Annotated in this window: 22 protein-coding genes; 11 read left to right on the top strand and 11 right to left on the bottom strand. The window is 65.4% G+C overall.

The features are described 5' to 3' along the window. The first annotated feature begins 27 nt into the window (after positions 1 to 27). Positions 28 to 1,161: an AI-2E family transporter gene (locus tag AB5K84_RS21580; RefSeq protein ID WP_038966312.1), complete on the top strand. Its 1,134-nt coding sequence runs from the start codon at positions 28 to 30 to the stop codon at positions 1,159 to 1,161. 6 nt (positions 1,162 to 1,167) lie between these two features. Here the strand turns inward: AB5K84_RS21580 and AB5K84_RS21575 are convergent, their stop codons facing one another. The 6 genes from AB5K84_RS21575 to AB5K84_RS21550 all read right to left on the bottom strand — a co-directional run bounded on the left by AB5K84_RS21575 (position 1,168) and on the right by AB5K84_RS21550 (position 4,845). Further along, a complete protein-coding gene (locus tag AB5K84_RS21575; protein WP_011087723.1) occupies positions 1,168 to 1,464 on the bottom strand; it encodes an antibiotic biosynthesis monooxygenase family protein in 297 nt (98 codons plus the stop codon). A 101-nt stretch (positions 1,465 to 1,565) separates the two neighbouring features. Continuing rightward, entirely contained in the window at positions 1,566 to 1,805 is a 240-nt protein-coding gene (locus AB5K84_RS21570; RefSeq protein WP_038966313.1) for a hypothetical protein, read from the bottom strand. Between the two features lie 56 nt (positions 1,806 to 1,861). Further along, positions 1,862 to 3,082, bottom strand: a complete 1,221-nt coding sequence (locus AB5K84_RS21565; protein ID WP_038966314.1) for a GGDEF domain-containing protein — start codon at positions 3,080 to 3,082, stop codon at positions 1,862 to 1,864. A gap of 230 nt (positions 3,083 to 3,312) precedes the next feature. Then, positions 3,313 to 3,792 carry a 30S ribosomal protein S9 gene (gene rpsI / locus AB5K84_RS21560; protein ID WP_011087725.1) on the bottom strand — a complete coding sequence of 160 codons (480 nt, stop codon included), beginning with the start codon at positions 3,790 to 3,792 and terminating at the stop codon, positions 3,313 to 3,315. Position 3,793: 1 nt separating this feature from the next. After that, positions 3,794 to 4,258: a 50S ribosomal protein L13 gene (gene rplM / locus AB5K84_RS21555; protein WP_011087726.1), complete on the bottom strand. Its 465-nt coding sequence runs from the start codon at positions 4,256 to 4,258 to the stop codon at positions 3,794 to 3,796. A gap of 158 nt (positions 4,259 to 4,416) precedes the next feature. Beyond that, a complete protein-coding gene (locus AB5K84_RS21550; RefSeq protein WP_011087727.1) occupies positions 4,417 to 4,845 on the bottom strand; it encodes a PaaI family thioesterase in 429 nt (142 codons plus the stop codon). Positions 4,846 to 4,930: 85 nt separating this feature from the next. On the opposite strand from AB5K84_RS21550, the gene AB5K84_RS21545 reads away from it, so the two are divergent. The 4 genes from AB5K84_RS21545 to AB5K84_RS21530 all read left to right on the top strand — a co-directional run bounded on the left by AB5K84_RS21545 (position 4,931) and on the right by AB5K84_RS21530 (position 8,442). After that, positions 4,931 to 5,755 (top strand): enoyl-CoA hydratase, encoded by an 825-nt coding sequence (locus AB5K84_RS21545; RefSeq protein ID WP_038966315.1) that lies wholly within the window; start codon positions 4,931 to 4,933, stop codon positions 5,753 to 5,755. 131 nt (positions 5,756 to 5,886) lie between these two features. After that, a complete protein-coding gene (locus AB5K84_RS21540; RefSeq protein WP_038966316.1) occupies positions 5,887 to 6,471 on the top strand; it encodes a CoA-binding protein in 585 nt (194 codons plus the stop codon). A gap of 138 nt (positions 6,472 to 6,609) precedes the next feature. After that, positions 6,610 to 7,890: an O-acetylhomoserine aminocarboxypropyltransferase gene (locus AB5K84_RS21535; RefSeq protein ID WP_011087730.1), complete on the top strand. Its 1,281-nt coding sequence runs from the start codon at positions 6,610 to 6,612 to the stop codon at positions 7,888 to 7,890. A 207-nt stretch (positions 7,891 to 8,097) separates the two neighbouring features. After that, entirely contained in the window at positions 8,098 to 8,442 is a 345-nt protein-coding gene (locus AB5K84_RS21530; protein ID WP_028171673.1) for a hypothetical protein, read from the top strand. 19 nt (positions 8,443 to 8,461) lie between these two features. On the opposite strand, the gene AB5K84_RS21525 is transcribed toward AB5K84_RS21530, so the two are convergent. Beyond that, complete coding sequence (locus AB5K84_RS21525; protein WP_038966318.1) at positions 8,462 to 9,544, bottom strand: COX15/CtaA family protein; 1,083 nt, start codon at positions 9,542 to 9,544, stop codon at positions 8,462 to 8,464. A gap of 124 nt (positions 9,545 to 9,668) precedes the next feature. Between AB5K84_RS21525 and AB5K84_RS21520 the strand changes: the two genes are divergently transcribed. Continuing rightward, on the top strand, positions 9,669 to 9,887 hold the full coding sequence (locus tag AB5K84_RS21520; RefSeq protein WP_011087732.1) for a DUF2842 domain-containing protein: 219 nt from the start codon (positions 9,669 to 9,671) through the stop codon (positions 9,885 to 9,887). A gap of 18 nt (positions 9,888 to 9,905) precedes the next feature. Here AB5K84_RS21520 and AB5K84_RS21515 read toward each other — a convergent pair whose 3' ends face one another. Then, the gene (locus AB5K84_RS21515; protein WP_038966319.1) at positions 9,906 to 10,946 is read right to left on the bottom strand and encodes a polysaccharide deacetylase family protein; all 1,041 of its coding nucleotides are present in this window, start codon (positions 10,944 to 10,946) and stop codon (positions 9,906 to 9,908) included. Positions 10,947 to 11,076: 130 nt separating this feature from the next. Between AB5K84_RS21515 and AB5K84_RS21510 the strand changes: the two genes are divergently transcribed. Further along, entirely contained in the window at positions 11,077 to 12,258 is a 1,182-nt protein-coding gene (locus AB5K84_RS21510) for a GNAT family N-acetyltransferase (protein WP_038966320.1), read from the top strand. Between the two features lie 200 nt (positions 12,259 to 12,458). Here the strand turns inward: AB5K84_RS21510 and AB5K84_RS21505 are convergent, their stop codons facing one another. Continuing rightward, complete coding sequence (locus tag AB5K84_RS21505) at positions 12,459 to 14,741, bottom strand: GumC family protein (RefSeq protein ID WP_011087735.1); 2,283 nt, start codon at positions 14,739 to 14,741, stop codon at positions 12,459 to 12,461. Between the two features lie 201 nt (positions 14,742 to 14,942). On the opposite strand from AB5K84_RS21505, the gene AB5K84_RS21500 reads away from it, so the two are divergent. From AB5K84_RS21500 to AB5K84_RS21490, 3 genes are all read left to right on the top strand, one after another. Next, a complete protein-coding gene (locus tag AB5K84_RS21500) occupies positions 14,943 to 16,076 on the top strand; it encodes a glycosyltransferase family 4 protein (RefSeq protein WP_011087736.1) in 1,134 nt (377 codons plus the stop codon). 117 nt (positions 16,077 to 16,193) lie between these two features. Then, positions 16,194 to 17,741, top strand: a complete 1,548-nt coding sequence (locus AB5K84_RS21495) for an undecaprenyl-phosphate glucose phosphotransferase (protein ID WP_028171667.1) — start codon at positions 16,194 to 16,196, stop codon at positions 17,739 to 17,741. Between the two features lie 178 nt (positions 17,742 to 17,919). Next, positions 17,920 to 19,176, top strand: coding sequence for an O-antigen ligase family protein (locus tag AB5K84_RS21490; RefSeq protein WP_038966321.1), 1,257 nt, complete (start codon positions 17,920 to 17,922; stop codon positions 19,174 to 19,176). Here the strand turns inward: AB5K84_RS21490 and AB5K84_RS21485 are convergent. After that, a complete protein-coding gene (locus tag AB5K84_RS21485) occupies positions 19,145 to 19,621 on the bottom strand; it encodes a MarR family winged helix-turn-helix transcriptional regulator (RefSeq protein ID WP_049832408.1) in 477 nt (158 codons plus the stop codon). The two genes, AB5K84_RS21490 and AB5K84_RS21485, sit on opposite strands and share 32 nt — an antisense overlap. A 147-nt stretch (positions 19,622 to 19,768) precedes the next feature. On the opposite strand from AB5K84_RS21485, the gene AB5K84_RS21480 reads away from it, so the two are divergent. Then, complete coding sequence (locus AB5K84_RS21480; RefSeq protein WP_011087740.1) at positions 19,769 to 20,965, top strand: FAD-dependent monooxygenase; 1,197 nt, start codon at positions 19,769 to 19,771, stop codon at positions 20,963 to 20,965. A gap of 131 nt (positions 20,966 to 21,096) precedes the next feature. Here the strand turns inward: AB5K84_RS21480 and AB5K84_RS21475 are convergent, their stop codons facing one another. After that, a complete protein-coding gene (locus tag AB5K84_RS21475) occupies positions 21,097 to 22,275 on the bottom strand; it encodes a saccharopine dehydrogenase family protein (protein ID WP_011087741.1) in 1,179 nt (392 codons plus the stop codon). Positions 22,276 to 22,280 lie beyond the last annotated feature (5 nt).

Genomic DNA, 22,280 nt, shown 5'->3' with positions numbered 1-22,280 from the left:
TCTGCGGCCTTCCCAAAAGGAGACGACGTGACAATTTCCCGAGATGAACGACCCCGGACCCGCAGCGACCTGGCCTGGGCCATCTCGGTCGGCGGCATCAGCGTCGTGCTGGTCACGGCGCTGCTCGCCTTCACCTGGTATTTTGCCGCCACCCTGCTCCTGATCTTCACCGGCATGCTGCTCGGCGTCGGCCTCAACGCGCTGACCAATGCACTCGGCCGCCGCGTGCACCTGCCGCACACAATGCGGCTTGCGATCGTCTGCATCGCGCTGGCCCTGATGCTCGCAGGCGTCGCCTATCTCGGCGGCGCCACCATCGCCGAACAGGCCTCGCTGCTCAGCAAGACCATCAGGTCGCAGATCACCAACGTGAAGTCCTTTCTCGACACCCACGGTATCGACACCAGCTTCTTCGATTTCGGCAACGCCGCACCCGCCGCCTCCACCGATGCAGGGTCGACGCCCACCCCAAACACGGCCCCGCGCGGCAATTTGCCGGGTGCAGGCGCCCTCGCGTCCAGCGGCGGGGCGATCGTGAGCCAGACCTTCAAGCTGCTGCTTGGCACCATCAGCGCCGTCGGCAACATCTTCATCGTGCTGTTTCTCGGGCTGGCCTTCGCTGCCCAGCCCAGCGTCTATCACGACGGCCTGCTGTTCCTCGTGCCGGCCAGGCACCGCACGCGGGCTACGCTCATCGTCGACCGCATCAGCGAGACGCTGGAGCGCTGGCTGATCGCGCAGATCATCGTCATGCTGGCAGTCGGCGTGGTGACCTGGATCGGGCTCGCCATCATCGGTATCCCCGGGTCGTTCATCCTGGGAATCCAGGCCGGCCTCCTCGCCTTCATCCCGACCGTCGGCGCCATCATCGCCGGCGTCGTCGTGGTGCTGGCGAGTCTCGCCTCGGGCTGGATCCCGGCGCTATCCGCACTGATCCTGTTTCTCGGCGTGCATGCGATGGAGAGCTACGTGCTGACGCCGCTGCTCCAGCGGCAGGCGCTGGACATTCCGCCGGCCACGCTGTTCGCGTTCCAGATCCTGCTCGGCGTCGTCTTTGGAATCTGGGGCCTGGCGCTGGCGCTGCCACTGGTCGCCATCGCCAAGGTCATGATCGACCATTTCAAGACCTATGAGGCGCCGCCTCTGGCGGAGGCGGCTTGAGGCGGCTCAGGTCGTCAGCACAGTCTCGGTGTGCTCGACCTCCGGGGGCGCAGCAAAATACTGGCCGACGAGGCTGCGCCATTCGGCGAAGTTCTCGGAGCCGCGGAAATCGACGGTGTGGTTCTCCAGCGTCGCCCACTTCACCATCAGGCGATAGCGCTGCGGCTTCTCGATCGATTTGTGCAGCTCGAAGCCGTGAAAGCCCTTGGAGCGGCCGAACGCGGCCTTGGCCTTGGCGACAGCGGCCTCGAAATCCTTCTCGCTGCCCGGCTTGACGTCGATTTGCGCGATCTCGGTGATCATCGGCTTCCACCCTTCTTGTTTGACGGGCGTGTCTACCGCACCCCGCCCAAAAGAAAAAGGCGCCGAAACGGCGCCCTGGCTGGCCGGAAACTGCAGGTCTCTCAGGCGAACAGCAGGACGGTGCCTGCCACGATGAGCGCGCAACCGACGAACAGCGCGAGCGGCCAATAGCTGCGGCGCTGCTGCGTGTAGCGTCCCTGGGCACGGCGCTCGGTGATCAGCGCCGTCTCATATTCCTCCGCGGTCGAGAACAGACAGGCGAAGCCGCCTCGCGCCGAGGCGGCTTGAGCTTCGAGCGACATCAGGGCGGCCTGCGGGGTCTGTCGACGGATCGATTCCATGACCGGAATGGTAGGGATCGAATGGTAAACAAGGAATTACCCCAGGGCCCTTTGCCTCAAGCCGTGGCCGGACGCGCCTGCGGCGCGCCGATCCGCGCGGCGCTCTGGCGGCGCCAGTTCTCCAGCGACAGCGGCAGCTCCTCCGCGGCCTCGACGCGGTTACGGCCGCCGCGCTTGGCCTGGTAGAGTGCAGTGTCGGCCGAGGCCAGCAGCACCTCGAGCTCGGTACCGGCCGGACCGCCGGCGACGCCAATGCTGACGGTGGTGTCGACCGGGCCCTCATCGACCACGACGCCGGAGGTCTCGAAGGCTTCGCGCACGCGCTCGGCGACCAGCACGCCCTCCTCCAGCGAACACGGCAGCAACGCCGCGAATTCCTCGCCGCCGATGCGGCCCGACATGTCGGTGATGCGCAGATTGCTGACGACCACGGTCGAGAACAGTTTCAGCATCTCGTCGCCGGCGGGATGGCCGAAGCGGTCGTTGATCGACTTGAAGTGGTCGATGTCGAAGATCATCACGGTCACGGGACGCCCGGCCTTGGCCTCGCGCTCGATCACGCGGCCGCAGGCTTCCGAGAAGCCGCGGCGGTTGAGCATGCCGGTCAGGGGATCGGTGGATGCGGCGGTCCGGTGCGCGGTGACGGCGCGCTCCGACACCAGCATGAAGATCACGAACACGGTGCCGACGGCATAGAGCACGAGCTCGACCGCGAACACGGTGACCCAGATGCTGCTGGAGAAGCCGGCATCGTGCGGGCGCAGGAAGCTGCCGAGCAGGATCGGCAGCATCAGCACGCAGCCGTGCATCACCGGCACCACGAAGGCCGGCCAGCGCCGTTGCAGGCTCTTGCGCCGCTCGACCCAGAGCTCGCTTGCGGTCAGCGCGGCATAGACCGAGACGATGCCGGCGCCGATGATCATGCGCAGCATGGACGCCGCGGGATCGAGCAGCGTCACGGCGGCGGCCCATGCGAGCGCGCCGAGCACGAGGCCGGGCCAGTTCGGCTTGCGACCGTGGAAGACGCGCGCAGCATTCCACACCATGCCGCAGGCGACGAAGCCGACGGCATTTAACGCCAGATAGAGATGCGGCCCCAGCCTGTCGCCGGCCGCCGTCCACAATGCGACCGAGGCCGCGCCGAGGAGATAGGCGGTGCCCCACCATTTCAGCGCAGGACTGTTCTCCTGCCTGCCGAAGAACACCATCATGGCGCCGAGCAGTGCGGCGACCATGGTGGCAACCAAATAGAGCGTGATGCTATCGAGCGACATCATGTCGGCCCCCTTGAAAACATAGCAGTTACGCGACCGGCCCAGCCGATTTGCGCGCCCTTCCAAAGGCGACGCTAAGTTCCCGCGGGTTCCATTCAGGTTTTCACGCGGCCCCAACTTTTCGGGAAACACGTCGTCAATTTGCATACAAACGAACAACAAAAAGGGCGCTGAAATCAGCGCCCTTTTGCATCTCATTGAAGCCGCTTTCGCGGCGAATGTGACCGAAGCGATTAACGCTTCGAGAACTGGAAGGACCGGCGGGCCTTGGCCTTGCCGTACTTCTTGCGCTCGACCACGCGGCTGTCGCGGGTGAGGAAGCCGCCCTTCTTGAGCACGGTGCGCAGCTCCGGCTCGAAATAGGTGAGCGCCTTGGAGATGCCGTGACGGACGGCGCCGGCCTGGCCGGACAGACCGCCGCCGGCGACGGTGCAGATCACGTCGTACTGGCCGGAACGCTGGGCCACGGAGAACGGCTGCTCGATCATCATGCGCAGCACGGGACGCGCGAAATAGACCTCGACCTCACGCGAATTGACCGTGACCTTGCCGGCACCCGGCTTGATCCAGACACGGGCGACCGCGTCCTTGCGCTTGCCGGTGGCATAGGCGCGGTTGAACTTGTCGACCTTCTTCTCGTGCTTGGGCGCGTCGGGCGCGGCCGCCGTCTTGAGCTGCGAGAGCTGGTCGAGCGACTGAATGGATTCGGCCATGTTATGCGGCCCTCGTGTTCTTGCGGTTCAACTTGGCGATGTCGATCTTCTCGGGCTGCTGCGCCTCGTGCGGATGATCGGCCCCGCCGTAGACGCGGAGGTTACCCATCTGCACGCGACCGAGCGGACCACGCGGAATCATGCGCTCGACGGCCTTCTCGAGCACGCGCTCGGGATGCTTGCCCTCGAGGATCTGGCGCGCGGTGCGCTCCTTGACGTGGCCGACATAGCCGGTGTGCTTGTAGTAGGTCTTCTGCTCGCGCTTGCGACCGGTGAGGACCGCATGCTGCGCGTTGATGATGATGACGTTGTCGCCGCAATCAACGTGCGGGGTGTAGGTCGGGAGGTGCTTGCCGCGCAGGCGCATGGCGACGATGGTGGCGAGACGGCCGACGACCAGACCCTTGGCGTCGATCAGCACCCACTTCTTCGTCACCTCAGCCGGCTTTGCCGAAAAGGTTTTCATATCGGAGTTTCCGTGGACGGGAGATATCGGCGCGAACACCGCACCGGACTGCGCGGTTTTCTAGAGAAGAGACGCGCAACGGTCAATGCCCGAAGACGGAAATTACGCTCGTAAAATCAACAGCTTAAAAATATGGTGCTATATTACCTGCAAAAAGCTCAAACATTTGGAATGGAATAGGTCGAGGTGACATGGGCGATCGGATCGGGCGAGGTGCCGGACAAGAGGTTCACTTCCCCGACCGCCAGGCGCTTGCCGAGCTTGAGCAGCCGCGCCTCGGCCAGAACGTCCTGGCCGGGCTGGCCCTTGCGCAGGAAGTTGATGTTGAGATTGGTGGTGACCGCGAGCCCGATCGGCCCGATCGCGGACAGAAGCACCACGTACATCGCGAAATCGGCGAGCGCCATCAGCGTCGGGCCGGACACGGTTCCGCCCGGCCGCAGCATCCTTTCGCTGTAGCGCTGGCGCAAAAGGCAGGTCTGGCCGTCCGCGCTCTCGATCGTGATGTCGCCGCCACTGAAGGCCTGGGGAAACTCGTCACGGAGAAACTGCTCGACCTCCGCCACGCTCATTTTCGCTAACGCCATGCCACCCCCACCCTCGCTTCAGGTCCGCTGTTACATTAGGTTATCTGCATCATCCAATTGCAATAATCCAACTGGAAACGCTTCGATGTCCGTCCAGCCCGCCCGCCCCCCCTTCCCGGAACCGCCGATCCTGCTGCGGGAGATCGTCGGCACCGTCGCCGTGCTCACGCTGAACCGCCCCGCCGCGCGCAACAGCCTGTCGGAGGCGATGATCGGCCAGCTGCATGCGAGCTTCAACGCAATTGCCGAGGACAAGCGCATCCGCGCCGCCGTCATCGCCGCCAACGGTCCGGCCTTCTCCGCCGGCCACGATATGAAGGAATTGACCGCGCGCCGCAGCGACCCCGATCGCGGCCGCGCATATTTCGCCGAGATGATGAACGCCTGTAGCGCGATGATGCAGGCGATCGTGCACCTGCCAAAGCCCGTGATCGCCGCCGTCCAGGGCATCGCGACCGCCGCCGGCTGCCAGCTCGTCGCAAGCTGCGATCTCGCGGTCGCCTCGGAGGACGCGAAGTTCGCCACGCCCGGCGTCGACATCGGCCTGTTCTGCTCGACGCCGATGGTGGCGCTGTCGCGCAACGTTCCGCGCAAACAGGCGATGGAGATGCTGCTGACGGGCGAGCCTGTCACGGCCGACCGCGCCCGCGAGATCGGCCTCGTCAATCGCGTCGTGACAGCGGGTACCGAGCGCGGCGCCGCGATTGCGCTGGCGGAACAGGTCGCGCTGAAATCCGCCTACACGGTCAAGCTCGGCAAGGAGGCGTTCTATCGCCAGGCCGAGATGAGCCTTGCGGACGCCTATCGCTATGCGGCAGAGGTGATGACCGAGAACATGATGGCGCGCGACGCCGAGGAAGGCATCGGCGCCTTCATCGAGAAGCGCGCGCCGACGTGGCGGGATGAATAGCGACGTTTCACGCACCGTCATTCCGGGCGATGCGGAGCATCGAACTATGGTGCGCAATTGCGCACCTGAGAATCTCGAGATTCCGAGTTCGGCTCTGCGAGCCGCCCCGGAATGACGAACGAAAGAAAAAGATGAACCACGACGCCTATCCCGACAATTACATCCGCGCCATCCTCAATAGCGTGAAGTCGATCGCGATGGTCGGCGCCTCGCCGGTCAATGTGCGGCCGAGCTATTTCGCGTTCAAATATCTGGCGCAGCGCGGCTATGACATGATTCCGGTCAATCCCGGCCATGTCGGCAAGGAGCTGCTCGGAAAACCCTTCGTCGCCTCGATGTCCGACATCGGCCGTCCCGTCGACATGATCGACATCTTTCGCAACTCCAGCCACATCATGCCCGTGGTCGAGGAAGCCCTGGCGCTCGATCCGCTGCCGAAGGTGATCTGGATGCAGCTCGGCGCGCGTGACGACGTCGCGGCGGCGAAGGCCGAAGCGGTCGGTATCAAGGTCGTGATGAACCGCTGCCCAAAGATCGAATATGGCCGCTTGTCGTCCGAGATCTCCTGGATGGGCGTCAATTCGCGCACGCTCAGCTCCAAGCGCGCGCCGGCGCCGACGCAAGGCATGCGGCTATCCCTCAATCGGATGAGTGTCGGCGGTGGCGATACCGCGGCATCCGATCGTGCCGCCAAAAACAAGAGCGAGCAAAGCTGACGCAATTGCGAACGATTCTTTTCGCGAACGCGACAATACGCAGAACGATCGTTCCGATGTGAAGCCGCGCCTTGACGGCAGCAGCGGCGCCGATCAGCATGCCGCGCGATTTCAGACCACAAGAACAGGACGCCCTCAATGAGCGATCGCCTTCCGGGATTTTCAACCCTCGCCGTGCATGCCGGTGCACAGCCCGACCCCACGACCGGTGCGCGCGCGACGCCGATTTATCAAACGACCTCTTTCGTCTTCAACGACGCCGACCACGCCGCCTCGCTGTTCGGATTGCAGGCGTTCGGCAACATCTATACCCGCATCGGCAACCCAACCAACGCGGTGCTGGAAGAACGCGTCGCTGCGCTCGAAGGCGGCACGGCGGCGCTGGCCGTTGCCTCCGGCCACGCCGCGCAGGTCGTGGTGTTGCAGCAATTGCTCCAGCCCGGCGACGAGTTCATCGCCGCGCGAAAGCTCTATGGCGGCTCGATCAACCAGTTCACGCATGCGTTCAAGAGCTTCGGCTGGAACGTGGTGTGGGCCGATTCCGACGACATCGCCAGCTTCGAGCGCGCCGTCACCCCGCGCACCAAGGCGATCTTCATCGAGTCCATCGCCAACCCCGGCGGCAGCATCACCGACATCGAGGCGGTCTCGACGGTGGCGCGCAAGGCGGGCGTGCCGCTGATCGTCGACAACACGCTGGCCTCGCCCTACCTGATCCGCCCGATCGATCACGGTGCCGACATCGTCGTGCACTCGCTGACGAAGTTTCTGGGCGGCCACGGCAATTCGCTCGGCGGCATCATCGTCGATGCCGGCACGTTCGACTGGTCGACCGGCGGCAAATATCCGATGCTGTCGGAGCCGCGGCCGGAATATCACGGCATCCGCCTCCAGGAGACCTTTGGCAATTTCGCCTTCGCGATTGCCTGCCGCGTGCTGGGCTTGCGCGACCTCGGGCCGGCGCTGTCGCCGTTCAACGCCTTCATGATCCTGACCGGCATCGAGACGCTGCCGCTGCGCATGCAGAAGCACTGCGACAACGCCAAGGCGGTCGCCGAATTCCTCGCCGGCCATCCGGCGGTGGCCTCGGTGAGCTACGCGGGCCTTGCCAGCGACAAGTACAACCGGCTTGCGCGCAAATACGCGCCAAAGGGCGCAGGCGCCGTGTTCACCTTCAGCCTGAAGGGCGGCTATGACGCCGGCGTCAGCCTGGTGTCGAAACTGCAGTTGTTCTCGCATCTGGCCAATGTCGGCGACACCCGCTCGCTGGTGATCCATCCGGCCTCGACCACGCACAGCCAGCTCGACGACGCCGCCAAGGTGAAGTCCGGCGCCGGCCCCGACGTGGTGCGGCTCTCGATCGGCATCGAGGACAAGGAAGACCTGATCGCCGATCTGGAACAGGCGCTGGGGGCTTAGTTGCCCGTCGTTCCGAGGCGGTGCGAAGCACCGAACCCGGAACCTCGACGTCATTTGCTCATCTCTGGATTCCGGGTTCGGTCCTACCGGACCGCCCCGGAATGACGGACGGCGCATGGTGGCGGCGCCGCCCCCCTCAGTTAACAGTCATTAACCATATCTGCCGCATACATCGTCTTTGGATCGCCCTTTGATTCGGAGCCGACGATGCTGCGCTGGATGGTGCCTGCCCTTGCGGCGATGCTGACGCTCTCAAGCGCGCTCGCCGCCGACCTTCCGGCCACGCCGAAGCGGCGGGCCGCCGTGCCGCCGCAGGAGGCGCCAACGGTCTATGTCGAGACCGATCCGGATGCGCTGATCTCGCCGGCCTATGGCATCGGCAGCTACGTCCGCAATCTGCCGGGCACGCCGCTGCTGCCCGGCTCTCACACGCTGCCGGGCTATTATGGCCGCCCCTGGGACTACGACTATCAGGGCCCGTATTACGGCGGGAAGCAGGTCGACTATTTCTGGCGCCTGCCCTACGCGTGCGGCGTCTACGGCTATTGCTGATCAGCCGGGCTGATGGTGATCAGCCGGGCTGACTGACCGGGACCACGCGCGGCTGCGTCTCGGCAGATTGCCGCGAGGCCAGCCGTTCCGTCTGCATCACCGCGAGCGTCAAGACCGCGATCGCGACTGCCTGATGCGCGAGCGCAAGCCCGATCGGCACCTGGTTGAGCAGCGTGAGAATGCCGAGCACCGCTTGCAGGCTCACCGCAGCAAACAGCCAGAGCGCGCCGCTCGCAGCGAGACCCGCGCGCGAGCGCACCGCGTCGAACGCATGCAGCGCCGCCAACACGAACAGCGCATAGGCCGTCATGCGGTGCTCGAACTGCACCGTCAGCACATTGTCGAACATGTTGCGCCACCACGGCGTCTCGAACCACAGCCGCTCGGCGGAGGGAATGAGCGCGCCGTCGATCTCAGGCCAGGTGTTGTAGGCGCGGCCCGCGCGCAGGCCCGCGACCAATGCACCGAGATAGATCTGCACGAAGGTCACGACAAGCAGCAGCGCACTCGTGAACCGCAGCCGCGCGGGCGCGGCGATCTGCGCCCGCTCCTTGAGCCGCCGCACCGTCCAGACGATGCCGGCGAAGATCAGCAGCGCGAGCACCAGATGCGTCGCCAGCCGATATTGCGACACCTCGACCCGCTCCGAGAGACCCGAGGCCACCATCCACCAGCCGACCGCGCCTTGAAGCCCGCCGAGCGCGAACAGCAGCCACAGCCTGCGCTTCAACTCACGGGACAAGCCCCCGCGCCACAGGAAGAAAAGAAACGGCAACAGATAAGCGACGCCGATGAAGCGGCCGAGCAACCGGTGGCTCCACTCCCACCAGAAAATCTCCTTGAACTCGGACAGGCTCATGCCCGCGTTGAGCTCGCGATATTGCGGGATCTTCTTGTAGGCCTCGAACGCCTCGGTCCACTGCGCCGCCGAGAGCGGCGGCAGGCTGCCCGTCACTGGCTTCCATTCGACGATCGAGAGGCCGGATTCCGTCAGCCGCGTCGCGCCGCCGACCAGCACCATCAGCGCGATCAGCGCGGCCACGGAAATCAGCCACCAGCGCACGGCGCGATACGGCTCGGACGGGGCGGAAATCGTCGTCATTTCAGGGCGAAACCAAACCTTGTAGCTAAGAGACTTGAACCAGGAGGCTTGAACCGGACTGCGTGCCCCTTATAGTCCCCCGCTTCCGCAGCGCAAGTTGCGCAAGAGACCGCGACATTCCGTCATGACGATCCGCACCCGCAAGTTCCTCGGCGCCATCCTGCTCCTGGTGCTGGCCACCGTCTGGGCCCTGCTCGGCATGGCGGCGGCGCAGATGCCGTGGATCGCCGAATCCGGCTGGCGGCAGGCGATCTACTACGTGGTGGTCGGCATGGGCTGGGTGCTGCCGGCGATGCCGATCGTGAGCTGGATGCAGCGGCCCGATCGGGCCAAGCCCACCTAACGCTTCTACGTAACGCTCCTACGTCGCGCGGCCGGTCGGTTTCACCGGCGCAAAGGCGACACCCGACGCCAGCACGCGCAGCATGCGCAGCGAGCGCACCCGGCCATCCCAGGAAATGCGCGGCAGCGCGCGCAGATTGGTTCGCCCTTCCGCATCCACGATGCCTGGTATCGCCGACACCGCGCTGGTAAAGCCCGCCTCCTCCGCCATCACCACGTGGCTGCGCCGGAACGAGGCGCGATCGCCGAACGGAAAAGCGAGATGCCTGATCTCGCGGTGGAAGGCCGCTTCCGCAACCACCTTGCCCATCGTCATCTCACGCAGCGCCGCACTGTCCTTCATGTTGGCGAGAACGGGATAGTTCACGGTCGCGCTGCCGATCGTGACGAGCGGATCGGCCGCGAGCTTCGCCAGATCCTCCCAATCCATCGACGCTTCGCGCGAGAGCGCAGCCAGGTCGATCCGGTAGCGCGTGCAGAGATCGGCGATCGCAGCCGACACATCCGCCGGAGGCAGCGAGCGCAGCCAGCTCTCGAGGAACGAGAACAGCGCCCGCTTCTCGGCATTGCCAGTGACGGTGAAGCGCTGCTCCTTCTCGCCCATCATCAGGCTGATGCGACTCTCGCGCGCGATCACCTGCTCGAGCCCGAGCCACCAGGCCTCTCCGACCCCGTCGGGAAACGCGGTGGGCACATAGATCGTGAACGGTACGGCGTGGCGGGCCAGCACCGGGTAGGCGAACGTGATCAGATCTTTGCTGGCGCCGTCGAAGGTGAGCGCCGCGAAGCGCCGCTTCTCCGGCAGCGTCACCGCACGCCGGCAAACCTCGTCCATGCCGAGGATGTCGTACCTCCAGCGCTTCAGCGCCCGAATGGCACGGTCGAGGAATTGCGGCGTGATCTCGTTCTCGCGCAGCGGCTGAAATCCGCCGCGCCGCCGCGGCCGCACGTGCTGAAAGCGCAGGATGGCGCCGGCTCCACGACTGCGCAGCGCGGCCTGGCCGGTGAACCAGGTCAGCTCATGGCGCAGCCGTTCCAGCCATCTGTCGTCGGATGCCAATATCCCACCTTCGCGCTCGCCGGCGGCCCGTTCCCTCGCCTATTGTCATTACCCTTTGTTGACATTTCTTTGCAAAGGTCGGCCACAGGCCGAATTACGCATATTTTTGATTTCTCGACAGGTTTCGCGAATGACCATGGCTGCGGCGATGCAAAGCCGGACGGCAGAAGCGCCAGCGCGGTCGAAAGCGAGCCGTATCGCGCAGGTCGACATCGTCACCGATCTCAATCAGGCCGAGCCGGTCTGGCGCGCCCTCGAGGAGAGCGGCCACCTCTTCACGCCCTACCAGCGCTTCGACCTGCTCAGCCCCTGGCAGCGGCTGGTCGGCGGCTGCGAGGGCGCGCGCCCCTTCATCGTGATCGCCCGCGACGCCGAACATGCGCCGCTCCTGCTGCTGCCGCTCTCGCTGCGCCAAGGTCACGGGGTGCGCACGGCCTGCTTCATGGGCGGCAAGCATACGACCTTCAACATGGGACTGTGGAACGCCGAGTTCGCGGCACAGGCCGTCGCCGCCGATCTCGATGCACTGCTCGCGCCGCTGCGCGAGCATGTCGACGTGCTCTCGCTGACGCAGCAGCCGCTGCGCTGGAACGATCAGCAGAACCCGTTCGCGGCTCTCCCGCGGCAGAGTGCGATCAACGGCTGCCCGCTGCTGGTGATGGAGCCGGGCGGCCCGCCCGCGTCGCGGATCAGCAACTCCTTCCGCCGCCGCCTCAAGAGCAAGGAGAAGAAGCTCCAGGCGCTCGCCGGCTATCGTTATCACCTCGCCACCAACGACGCCGACGTCACCCGCCTGCTCGACTGGTTCTTCCGCGTCAAGCCGGTGCGGATGGCCGAACAGAAACTGCCCAACGTCTTCGCCGAGCCGGGCGTCGAACAGTTCGTCCGCAGCGCCTGCCTGGCGCCGCGCGGCGACGGCCGTGTCATCGACATCCACGCGCTCGAATGCGACGACGAGGTGATCGCGATCTTCGCCGGCGTCGCCGACGGCCAGCGCTTCTCGATGATGTTCAACACCTACACCATGTCCGAGCACGCCCGCTACAGCCCGGGCCTGATCCTGATGCGCTACATCATCGACCGCTACGCCGAGCGCGGCTACCGCTCGCTCGACCTCGGCATCGGCTCGGACGACTACAAGCGGATGTTCTGCAAGGACGACGAGGACATCTTTGACAGCTTCGTGCCGCTGACCTCGCGCGGCAAGCTTGCGGCGATGGCGATGTCCTCGCTCAGCCACGGCAAGCGGCTGGTGAAGCAGAACCAGATGCTGTTCGATCTGGCGCAGCGGCTGCGGCGCGCGTTCGGGTAGACTTCGTAGTAACGTAGGGTGGGCAAAGCGAAGCGTGCCCACCACCTCTGCCGCAATCGTTGAAAGGCGGTGGGCACGGCGCAAGTGCGCCTTTGCCCACCCTACGATTCCGAACTCGTGGAGAGTGACCCTTCACCCGTCTCACCCGGCTTCGCTTTCGCGAAGCCACCCTCTCCCACACGGGGAGAGGGTAAAATCTACTAAGCCGCGACCACGCGCGGTCCCATCTCGCGTGCATCCGACGGCTGGACCGGCCTGCTCAGCATCGTCACCTCGCTGAAGCCGACGGCCTTGAGCTGCTCGCTCATCAGCCTGCGCGCATCCGGCTCCATTGACGCATCGGGCACCACGACGGCGCGGGCATTGGCGGTCAGCAATTCTGCCGGCAGGTCGGAGGCGCTGCCGGCGTCGAGCAGCACGTGGTCGTAGGCGCGAAGCAAGGCGTCGATCGCGAGCGTCACGCGCGGCGATTGCAGCAGGCTGCGATCGAAGCCGGGACGACCAGCCATGACCAGATGCAGCCGCGACAGCTTGTCCCTTGTGATCACCTGCGCAAACGAGGCTTCGCCCTGCATCAGCTCGGCAAGGCCGGGCGCCGAGGCATCGACGGACACCGCGGCAATCGTCGGCGAGGACGCGGCGAGATCGACCACGACCACCCGCGCATCGCGCGCCAGGTGCCGGGCCAGCGTCAGCGCCGACAGCGTGACGGCTTCGCCTGGCGCGGTGCCGAGCACCGTGATCTTCTTTGCCGCCGCGGCGCGCAGCCTGTCGGCCAGATGCTCGATCTCGGCAAACTCGGAGACATCGGCATCGGCCGTCATCTCCGGCTGAAGCGGCGCGGGCTCGTCCATGACCGGTTCGACCACCGGCTCGACCATCGGCCGGACGAATGGTTCTTGACGCACCGCCGCCTGTGCCTGCGGCTGCGCCGGAGCAAAGACAGCCGCCGCGCGCGGCGCGGTCTGGCGCAATAGCTCGCCGGTGACGACGACACCGGACGAGAGCAGCAACGTCGCGATGGTTGCGATCAGCACGATCGGAAGCTTCTTCGGATAGGCCGGCGTGTTCGAGACGACGGCGCGCGAGATGATGCGGCCTTCCGCCGGCGCCGTATCGATGCTCTCGCGGGTGCTCGCTTCGCGGTACTTGCCAAGATACGTTTCCAGCAAGTCGCGCTGCGCCTTGGCCTCGCGCTCGAGCGCGCGGAGCTGGACGTCCTGGCCGTTGGTCGAGGTCGCCTGCTTCTTGAGCTGCTCGAGGCTCGTGGTCAGGCCGTCGACCCGGCCACCGGCGATGCGCGCATCGCTTTCGAGCGAGCGGGAGATCTTGGCCGCTTCGTCGCGAATCTGGTTGTCGAGGTCGCCGAGCTGCGCCTTCAGCTCCTTGATCCGCGGGTGATTGCCGAGCAGCGTGGACGACTGTTCGGCGAGCTGCGCCCGCAGCGTGACCCGCTGCTCGGACAGCCGCCGCATCAATTCGGAGTTCACCACCTCGGACGCCTCGATCGGCTTGCCGCTCTGAAGCATCTCCTTGATCAGCCGCGCCTTGGATTCCGCATCTGCCCTCATCGAGCGCGCGTTGTTGAGCTGGGTATTGACCTCGCCCATCTGCTGGTTCGACAGCGTCGTGTTGTTGGTGCCGACGAACAGCGACGACTTGGAGCGGAAGTCCTCGACCTTGGCTTCGGCGTCGGAAACCTTCTTGCGCAGATTCTCGATCTCGCCCGCGAGCCATTGGCTGGCATTGCGCGCCTGGTCCTGGCGCGCATTCTGCTGAAGCACGAGATAGCCGTCGGCGATCGAATTGGCGACGCGCACGGCGAGATCCGGGTCAGCCGACTGGAATTCGATCACGATCACGCGCGACTTGTCGACGGCATAGGCCTGGAGGCGATCGTAATAGGCGTCGAGCACCCGCTCTTCCGGCGTCATCGAGAACGGATCGCGGCCGATGCCGACCAGCGCCGCAAGCGACTTCAGCGGCGAAATGCCTTGCAGCACCGGATCGAATTCGGGCCGCTCCGCAAGCTTGTTCTTCTTGATGATCTCGCGCGCGAGATCGCGCGACAGCACGAGCTGTACCTGGCTGGTGACAGCCTCGGGGTCGAGCGCCTGCCGCTCCTCGGTGCTGCGGTCGCTGCTCGGACGCAGGAATACGTTCTCGCGACCATCGATCAGGATGCGCGACTCGGACTTGTAGCGCGGCGTCACGAGATTGACGGCGGCGACGGACGCGACCAGCGCCAGCACCGTCGGCACGATGATCCAGCCGCGCTTGCGGGCGAGCGCGCCACCGAGCGCGTGCAGATCGATGTCGCCGGATTCACCGGACGCCTGCCTGGTGACAGCAGGCGCAGGCCTTGCTTCGACCTTGGGCGTGGCTTCGGGCTTGGCTTCGGGCTTGGCTTCGGCTTTGGACTTCGAAACAGCCCGCTCGACCACCGCCTTGTCCTTGCCGGCACGCCAGAACGCTAAACGCATCGAACACTCCCGCAGGGCAACGCCACCAAGCTACCTCAACCGGGGCGATTACACTCCATTAAGGTTGCCGCTGGGTTAATCGCGTTAATCCCGCGATGGGCACACGCGCGCCCGTCACCGTTTGTTAACCACGAGGCCTCTTAATCCGTCTCGATATTTCGGAAATTGTTCGGCATTCGCCGTCGAGCGCTGGTTCAGATCATGCCCCCCTCTCCCGACCGGCCGCTTCGCATCCTGCACGCCGTGCGCGCCCCCGTGGGCGGCATCTTCCGCCACATCCTCGACGTCGCCAACGGCCAGGTCGATCGCGGCCACCATGTCGGGATTCTCGCCGACCGCCTCACCGGCGGCGAGCGCGCCGACAAGGCGCTGGCCGAGCTCGCGCCGCGACTGAAGCTCGGCGTGCACCGCATGGCGATCCGCCGCGAGCCGTCGCCAGACGATTTCCTGGTGTGGCTTCGGATGCGGCGCCTGATCGCGGAGCTCAAGCCCGATGTCATGCACGGCCACGGCGCCAAGGCCGGCGCGTTCATTCGCATGCGGCGGCGCTCCGATGACACCATCCGCATCTACACGCCCCATGGCGGCTCGCTGCACTATCCGCTTAACACGTTGAAGGGCGAGTTCTATGCGCGGCTCGAACGCTCGCTGATGGACTCGACGGACCTGTTCCTGTTCGAGAGCGCGTTTGCCCGCGACACCTATCAGCGCATCGTCGGCACACCCAAGGGCGTGGTGCATTGCGTCTTCAATGGCGTGACGCCGGAGGAATTCGAGCCTGTTGTCACCACCGAGGATGCCACCGACCTCTGCTATGTCGGCGAGTTCAGGCACATCAAGGGCGCGGATCTGCTGGTCGATGCCGTGGCGCGCCTGCACGAAGGCGGCAAGAAGGTCACCCTCACGCTCGGCGGCGACGGCGAGGAGACGGCAGCGCTGAAGGCGCAGGTCGAGAGGCTCGGCCTCTCCGGCGCGATCCGCTTCATCGGCCACGTCAAAGCACGCTACGGCTTCTCCAAAGGGCGGCTGCTGGTCGTTCCCTCGCGCGGCGATTCCATGCCCTATGTGGTGATCGAGGCGGGCGCGGCCGGCATTCCCATGATCGCCGCGCGCGTCGGCGGCATTCCGGAAATCTTCGGCACGGAGAGCCCGGCCCTGTTCGCGGCAAGCAACGCCGAGGCGATGGCGGAAGCGATTGCGGCCGCACTCGACGATCCGCAGGCGACAGCGCAGCGCGCATCCTCCTTACGCGAGCGCATCTCCGCGCATTTTTCCCAGCAGGCGATGGTTGACGGCGTGATCGCGGGTTATCGCGACGCATTTGCCAATCATTAACCACCCTTAAGGTCGCTTTAGAGATTCTTCCGATTTGTCCGATAATCGAGGTGCCGGGGGATGCTCGCCCGGGGTGCAAGGCTGCGCCACGGGTTTTTGGAATGGACGTGGACGCCCGTGGAACCGCTCAACGCACGCTCGATGCTCGATGCCGCGACCAGTGCCGCGGCCAAGCCGGCTGACCAGCCCTTTGTGGAGCGCCGCCGCCGGCTCTCGCCCGCTGCACTCGACGTCGTCAACCAGAAGGTCGCCCGCGCCTATTCGCCGATCGTGATCACCGGCATCGTACGCCTTGCGGACTTCGCGCTGCTGAGCCTCGTCGGCATCGCGGTCTATGTCGGCTACGTCATGCCGCTTTCCGGCTTCAGCTGGGTATATCCGGCGGAGATCCTCGCCGTCGCGGTCGCCGCCGTGGTCTGCTTCCAGGCCGCCGACATCTATCAGGTGCAGCTGTTCCGCGGTCAACTCCGGCAGATGACGCGGATGATCTCGTCCTGGTCATTCGTTTTCCTGCTCTTCATCGGCATCTCCTTCTTCGCCAAGTTCGGCAGCGAAATATCGCGGCTGTGGCTTGCCGCCTTCTACTTCATCGGGCTCGCAGCGCTCATCGCCGAGCGCCTGGTGCTGCGCTCGCTGGTGCGCGCCTGGGGGCGCGAGGGCCGGCTCGACCGCCGGACCATCATCGTCGGCTCCGACAGTAACGGCGAGCAACTGGTGGAGGCACTGAAGGCGCAGGACGATTCCGACATCCACGTGCTCGGCGTGTTCGACGACCGCAACGACAGCCGGGCGCTGGACACCTGCGCCGGCGCGCGCAAGCTCGGCAAGGTCGACGATATCGTCGAGTTCGCCCGCCGCACCCGCGTCGATCTCGTGCTGTTCGCGCTGCCGATCTCGGCGGAAACGCGCATCCTGGAGATGCTGAAGAAGCTCTGGGTGCTGCCGGTCGACATCCGCCTGTCCGCCCACACCAACAAGCTGCGCTTCCGTCCCCGCTCCTATTCCTATCTCGGCGAAGTGCCGACGCTCGACGTGTTCGAGGCGCCGATCACCGACTGGGACCTCGTGATGAAATGGCTGTTCGACCGTGTCGTCGGCGGCCTCGCGCTGCTCGCAGCCCTGCCGGTGATGGGACTGGTGGCGCTGGCGGTGAAGCTCGACAGCCCCGGCCCGGTGCTGTTCCGCCAGAAGCGCTTCGGCTTCAACAACGAGCGCATCGACGTCTACAAGTTCCGCTCGATGTACCATCACCAGGCGGATCCGACGGCCTCGAAGGTCGTGACCAAGAACGATCCACGCGTAACCCGCGTCGGCCGCTTCATCCGCAAGACCAGCCTCGACGAGCTGCCGCAGCTCTTCAACGTGGTCTTCTCCGGCAACCTCTCCCTGGTCGGCCCGCGCCCGCATGCGGTGCAGGGCAAGCTCCAGAGCCGCCTGTTCGACGAGGCCGTCGACGGCTATTTCGCCCGCCACCGCGTCAAGCCCGGCATTTCCGGCTGGGCCCAGATCAACGGCTGGCGCGGCGAGATCGACAATGAAGAGAAGATCCAGAAGCGCGTCGAGTTCGACCTCTACTACATCGAGAACTGGTCGGTGCTGTTCGACCTCGTCATTCTCCTGAAAACGCCGATCTCGCTGCTGACCAAGAACGAGAACGCGTATTGAGTTGTTTGCGTCAAGAACGCGCTGTCATCGCCCGGCTTGACCGGGCGATCCAGTAAACGCCGACGGCGAACGTCGCCACTGACGGCGCGGAGTACTGGATGCCCCGCCCCCGTGCGCAAGCGCGCACTAGGCGGGGCATGACGGCGGAAGTTGTGTGTACGAGTAGCGTGAGCGTGTGATGGCGTATGCGGCGACAGCCGGGGAGATGAATGCAGCGGTTCGCGCTGCGCCCGGCGTGCTGGCCCTCCAGCGCGCGCTGGTGTGGCTGGTCGGCGCCTCCGGCGCCATCGTCTTCATCGAACCCAGCCCCTACGAGATCGTGACGCTGCTCGCCACCGTCACCTTCTTCGCCACCGGCCTGCGCCTGCGACTCGCGCTGATGCCGCTGCTGCTGATGCTGGTCCTGCTCAATGTCGGCTACACCATCAGCGCGATCCCGCTGTTCGATCAGCCCGAGGTGGTGAGCTGGATCGCAACCTCCTGGTACATGGCGGTGACCGTGGTGTTCTTCGCCACGATCACGTCCGAGGACACCGCGGCCCGGCTCGATATGCTCCGCCGCGGCCTCGTGGTCGGCGCGATGATTGCCTCGCTGTCGGCGGTCGCCGGCTACTTCCACCTGATTCCCGGCGGAGACGACCTCCTCACGCTCTACGGGCGCGCGCGCGGCACGTTCAAGGACCCGAACGTGCTCGGCGCCTTCCTGATCCTGCCGGCGCTGTTCGCGCTCCAGAGCGTGGTCTCGGACAAGCTGGCTAAGGCCTTCCGCAACGTCATCGCCTTCGGCATCATGTCGCTGGCGATCCTGCTCGCCTTCTCCCGCGCCGCCTGGGGCGGACTGGTGCTGACCTCAGCCTTCATGCTGGCGCTGATGGTGCTGACCAGCCGCACCAACGCGCAGCGCTCGCGCATCGTCGTCATGGCGATCGTCGCCGCGGTGCTGGGCGTTGCGCTGATCGCGGTGCTGCTGTCGTTCGATTCCACCGCCGAGATGTTCAAGCAGCGCGCCAGCTTCGACCAGAGCTATGACGAGGGCCGCTTCGGCCGGTTCGGCCGGCACATCCTGGGTGCGGAGATGGCGCTCGATCTGCCATTCGGGATCGGCCCCCTGCAATTCCACCGTTTCTTCCCCGAGGACACCCACAACTCCTATCTCAACGCCTTCATGTCGGGCGGCTGGCTGTCCGGCGTGTGCTATCCCGCGCTGGTCTTCACCACGGTGATCACGGGCTTCCGGCACATCTTCGTCCGCGTGCCCTGGCAGCGCGCCTATCTCGCCGTGTTTTCAGCCTTCGTCGGCACCGTCGGCGAAAGCTTCGTGATCGACACCGACCACTGGCGGCACTTCTGGATGATGCTGGGCGCGATGTGGGGCATGATCGCGGCTGCCCAAGTCTATAAGACTAGGGCTGGCGACGAAGCTTCTTCAGCTTGAGATCGGGACGCTTCTCCGGCGGCGTGTCGAGAAGGCTCTTCAGCGCTTCAGTGGCGGCAAGCACGCCCTTGTAGCCCTCCGTCGCGAAGCGCAGCAAAAGACGCAGCTCCTCGTCGGAATAGGCGCCGAAGACCTTCTCCATCGCCTGCTGCATCGGCACGTAGAACTGGCCGATCTTCATCGCCGCCTCCGGCACGACCGCGATGAAGACCTTGCGGCGGTCTTTCTCGTCCCGTTCGCGGCGCACGAGGCCAGCCTTCTCGAGCCGGTCGATCACGCCGGTGATGGCGCCCGTCGTGAGGCCTGTCACCTCGGCGAGCCGGCCCGCGGTGACGCGTCCCTCGAGATAGAGGATGTCCATGCATTCGAGGTCGGAATTGGCAATTCCGGCAACGTTCGCAACGGTCTGGCCATAAAGCACGCCCTGCGCGGACGACCGGCGCATCGCTTCCTCGAGCTCCTGCAACAGCGCCGCGCGCGCCTTCGTCCTTGACAAGGCCGACCTCATATCTTAGTCGATATATATCTTAGTCACTAAGAGATTTAGCGACCGTAATTTCTCCTAGCACCACGGAAACGTCGGGAGCAAGCCATGTCCAACCGTCCCCGCAAGGCCCTGATCATCGGCGCCGGCATCGCCGGGCCCGTCGCCGCCATCCTGCTCCGCCGCGCCGGCATCGAGTCCGCGATCTACGAGGCCTGGCCCTATTCGAAGGGCATCGGCGGCGGCCTTCAGATCGCGCCGAACGGCATGCATGTGATGGACGAGATCGGGCTTTCGAACGAGCTGATCAGCCGCGGATCGGTCGCGGAGGCCTTCGACTTCTATTCGCAGGAAGGCCGAAAGCTCGGCTCGATCAACCGCGACATGCAGCGCCGCTTCGGCCAGCCCGCGGTGAACGTCTGCCGCGCCACGCTGAACGAAATGCTGATCGACAAGGCCTGGTGCGCCTGCGTCTCGCTCTATTTCGAGAAGCGCCTGATCAAGATCGAGGACCGCGGCGACCAGCCGATCATCGCCTACTTTGCCGACGGCACCACCGCCGAAGGCGACTTCCTGATCGGCGCAGACGGCGTGCATTCAATCACGCGACGCCAGGTGGTGCCGGACGGACCCCGGCCCTTCGACACCGGCCTGATCGGCTTCGGCGGCTTCGTGCCGCACGCCGTGCTCGACGGCAGGCCGATCGGCCGGCACGTCGAGACCACGTTCGGCCAGAGCGGCTTCTTCGGCTACGGCTATTGCAGCCCGGATCCGAACGACGGCGTGATGTGGTGGAGCACGCAGCCCGCGCACGGCATGGACGCGGCGATGTTCCGCGCGCTCGATGCGGCGACACTGAAGCAGCATCTGCGCGGCTTCCATCGCGGCTGGCACGATCCGATCCCCGACATCATCGAGGCGGCCGAGAACATCGTGGTCACCGACACGCTCGATGTCGCGACCTTGCCGACCTGGTCGCGCAAGCGCTCGCTGCTGATCGGCGACGCCGCGCATGCGACCAGCCCCCATGCCGGCCAGGGCGCCTCGCTCGCGCTGGAGGACGCGATGCGGCTCGCGCGCCTGATGCAGGACGGACAGGAGCTCGGCACCACCTTCCAGGCCTTCGAAGCCGAGCGCCGCCCGCGCACGGAAAAGACCGTCGCCATGGCCCGCCGCAACGGCAACAGCAAGCGCGAGTTCAGCGCCACCGGCGCGTGGATGCGCAATCAGATGCTGAAATGGCTGTTGCCGCTGGGCTCGAAGAGCATGGAGTTCATGTACGCGTATGATGCGCGGGCGGTGTAGCGCCGAACACGGTGTCATCGCCCGCGAAGGCGGGCGATCCAGTATTCCAGAGACAGCGATAAGATACGGAGAAGCCGCGGCGTACTGGATGCCCCGCCTTCGCGGGGCATGACAGCGTCTGTGATGCGGCCCTATCCCTCCACCTCGAACGTCAGCCCAGCGTGGTCCTGCAGCCGCTTGATCAGCCTGTGCTGCATCGCCGCGCCCGGGGTCCAGAAGCCGGCAGCGACGTCCGGCGTGTCGCGCAGCATGCAGATCGCACATTCCGAGATCATCTTGGACGTCGAGCCGTAGCCGGGATCGCGGTCGCCGGTGACGCCGGCGCGGACCATGCGGCCGTCAGGCGCGATCGCGACATAGAGCAGATTGAACAGACCGTTCTCCCGCTCTTCCTTCGACGGCCCCTCACCCGGTTTCGGCGCCTTCGGACCGGTCTTTTCGGCGTTGACGGCCATCACGCGCTTCGCATTGGCCTCGCCCTTCTCGCCGGGACCGGTCAACACCATCTCGTCGTAGACGAACTCCTGGCCGTAAGGGAATCCCATCAGCATGTTGGAGCGATGGACGTTGCGCGTGTTGATCAGCGCCATCATGAACGGCGCGGCCCAGGATTGCAGATCCTCCTCGAACGCCGCCTTGTTGCCTTTCGGCTGCTTTGGTCCGGCAAACCCGGGCGTCAGCGCGAAGTGGTCGTTGAGAATGGCGACAAGGCTGAGATCTTTTGCGACAGCATCGAAGGTCGCTTTCGCACTCGCCGCGGTGCCACCCGACAGCGTCCCGCGCATGTCGCGCACGCGGCCCTTCACGCGCGCAGCCGCTGCGCCGAACACGCGCTTGGCTTCCTCCTGGACGAAGAACGTACCGAGCTCGAACGGCACGGAATCATAGCCGCAGGAGAACACGATGCGCGCGCCGCTCGCCTTGGCCGCCGCCTCGTACTTGTCGATCATCTGCCGCATCCAGACGGGCTCGCCGCAGAGGTCGAAGTAATCCGTGCCGCCAGCGACGCAGGCCGCGAGCAGCTCTTCGCCATAGATTTGATACGGACCGACCGTCGTGATCACCGACTTGGTCTGCGCGACCATTGCCTTCAGCGAGGCGGCATCGGACGCATCTGCCACGATCAGCGGCGTATCCGCGGGCGCGCCGATCGCCTCGCGCACCGATTTCAGCTTGTCGAGGCTGCGGCCCGCCATCGCCCATTTCAGCGCCTTGTCGTCTTTGTAGTGCGCCGCCAGATATTCGGCGACGAGCTGGCCGGTGAAACCGGTCGCACCGTAGACGACGATGTCGAATTTCGCAGAGCTCATGACTG

It is taken from the genome of Bradyrhizobium sp. 1200_D9_N1_1, from assembly GCF_052075915.1.
Lineage (GTDB): Bacteria > Pseudomonadota > Alphaproteobacteria > Rhizobiales > Xanthobacteraceae > Bradyrhizobium > Bradyrhizobium diazoefficiens.
The sequence above is the reverse complement of the archived record's forward strand: the minus strand, read 5'-3'. Positions and strand labels throughout refer to the sequence as shown.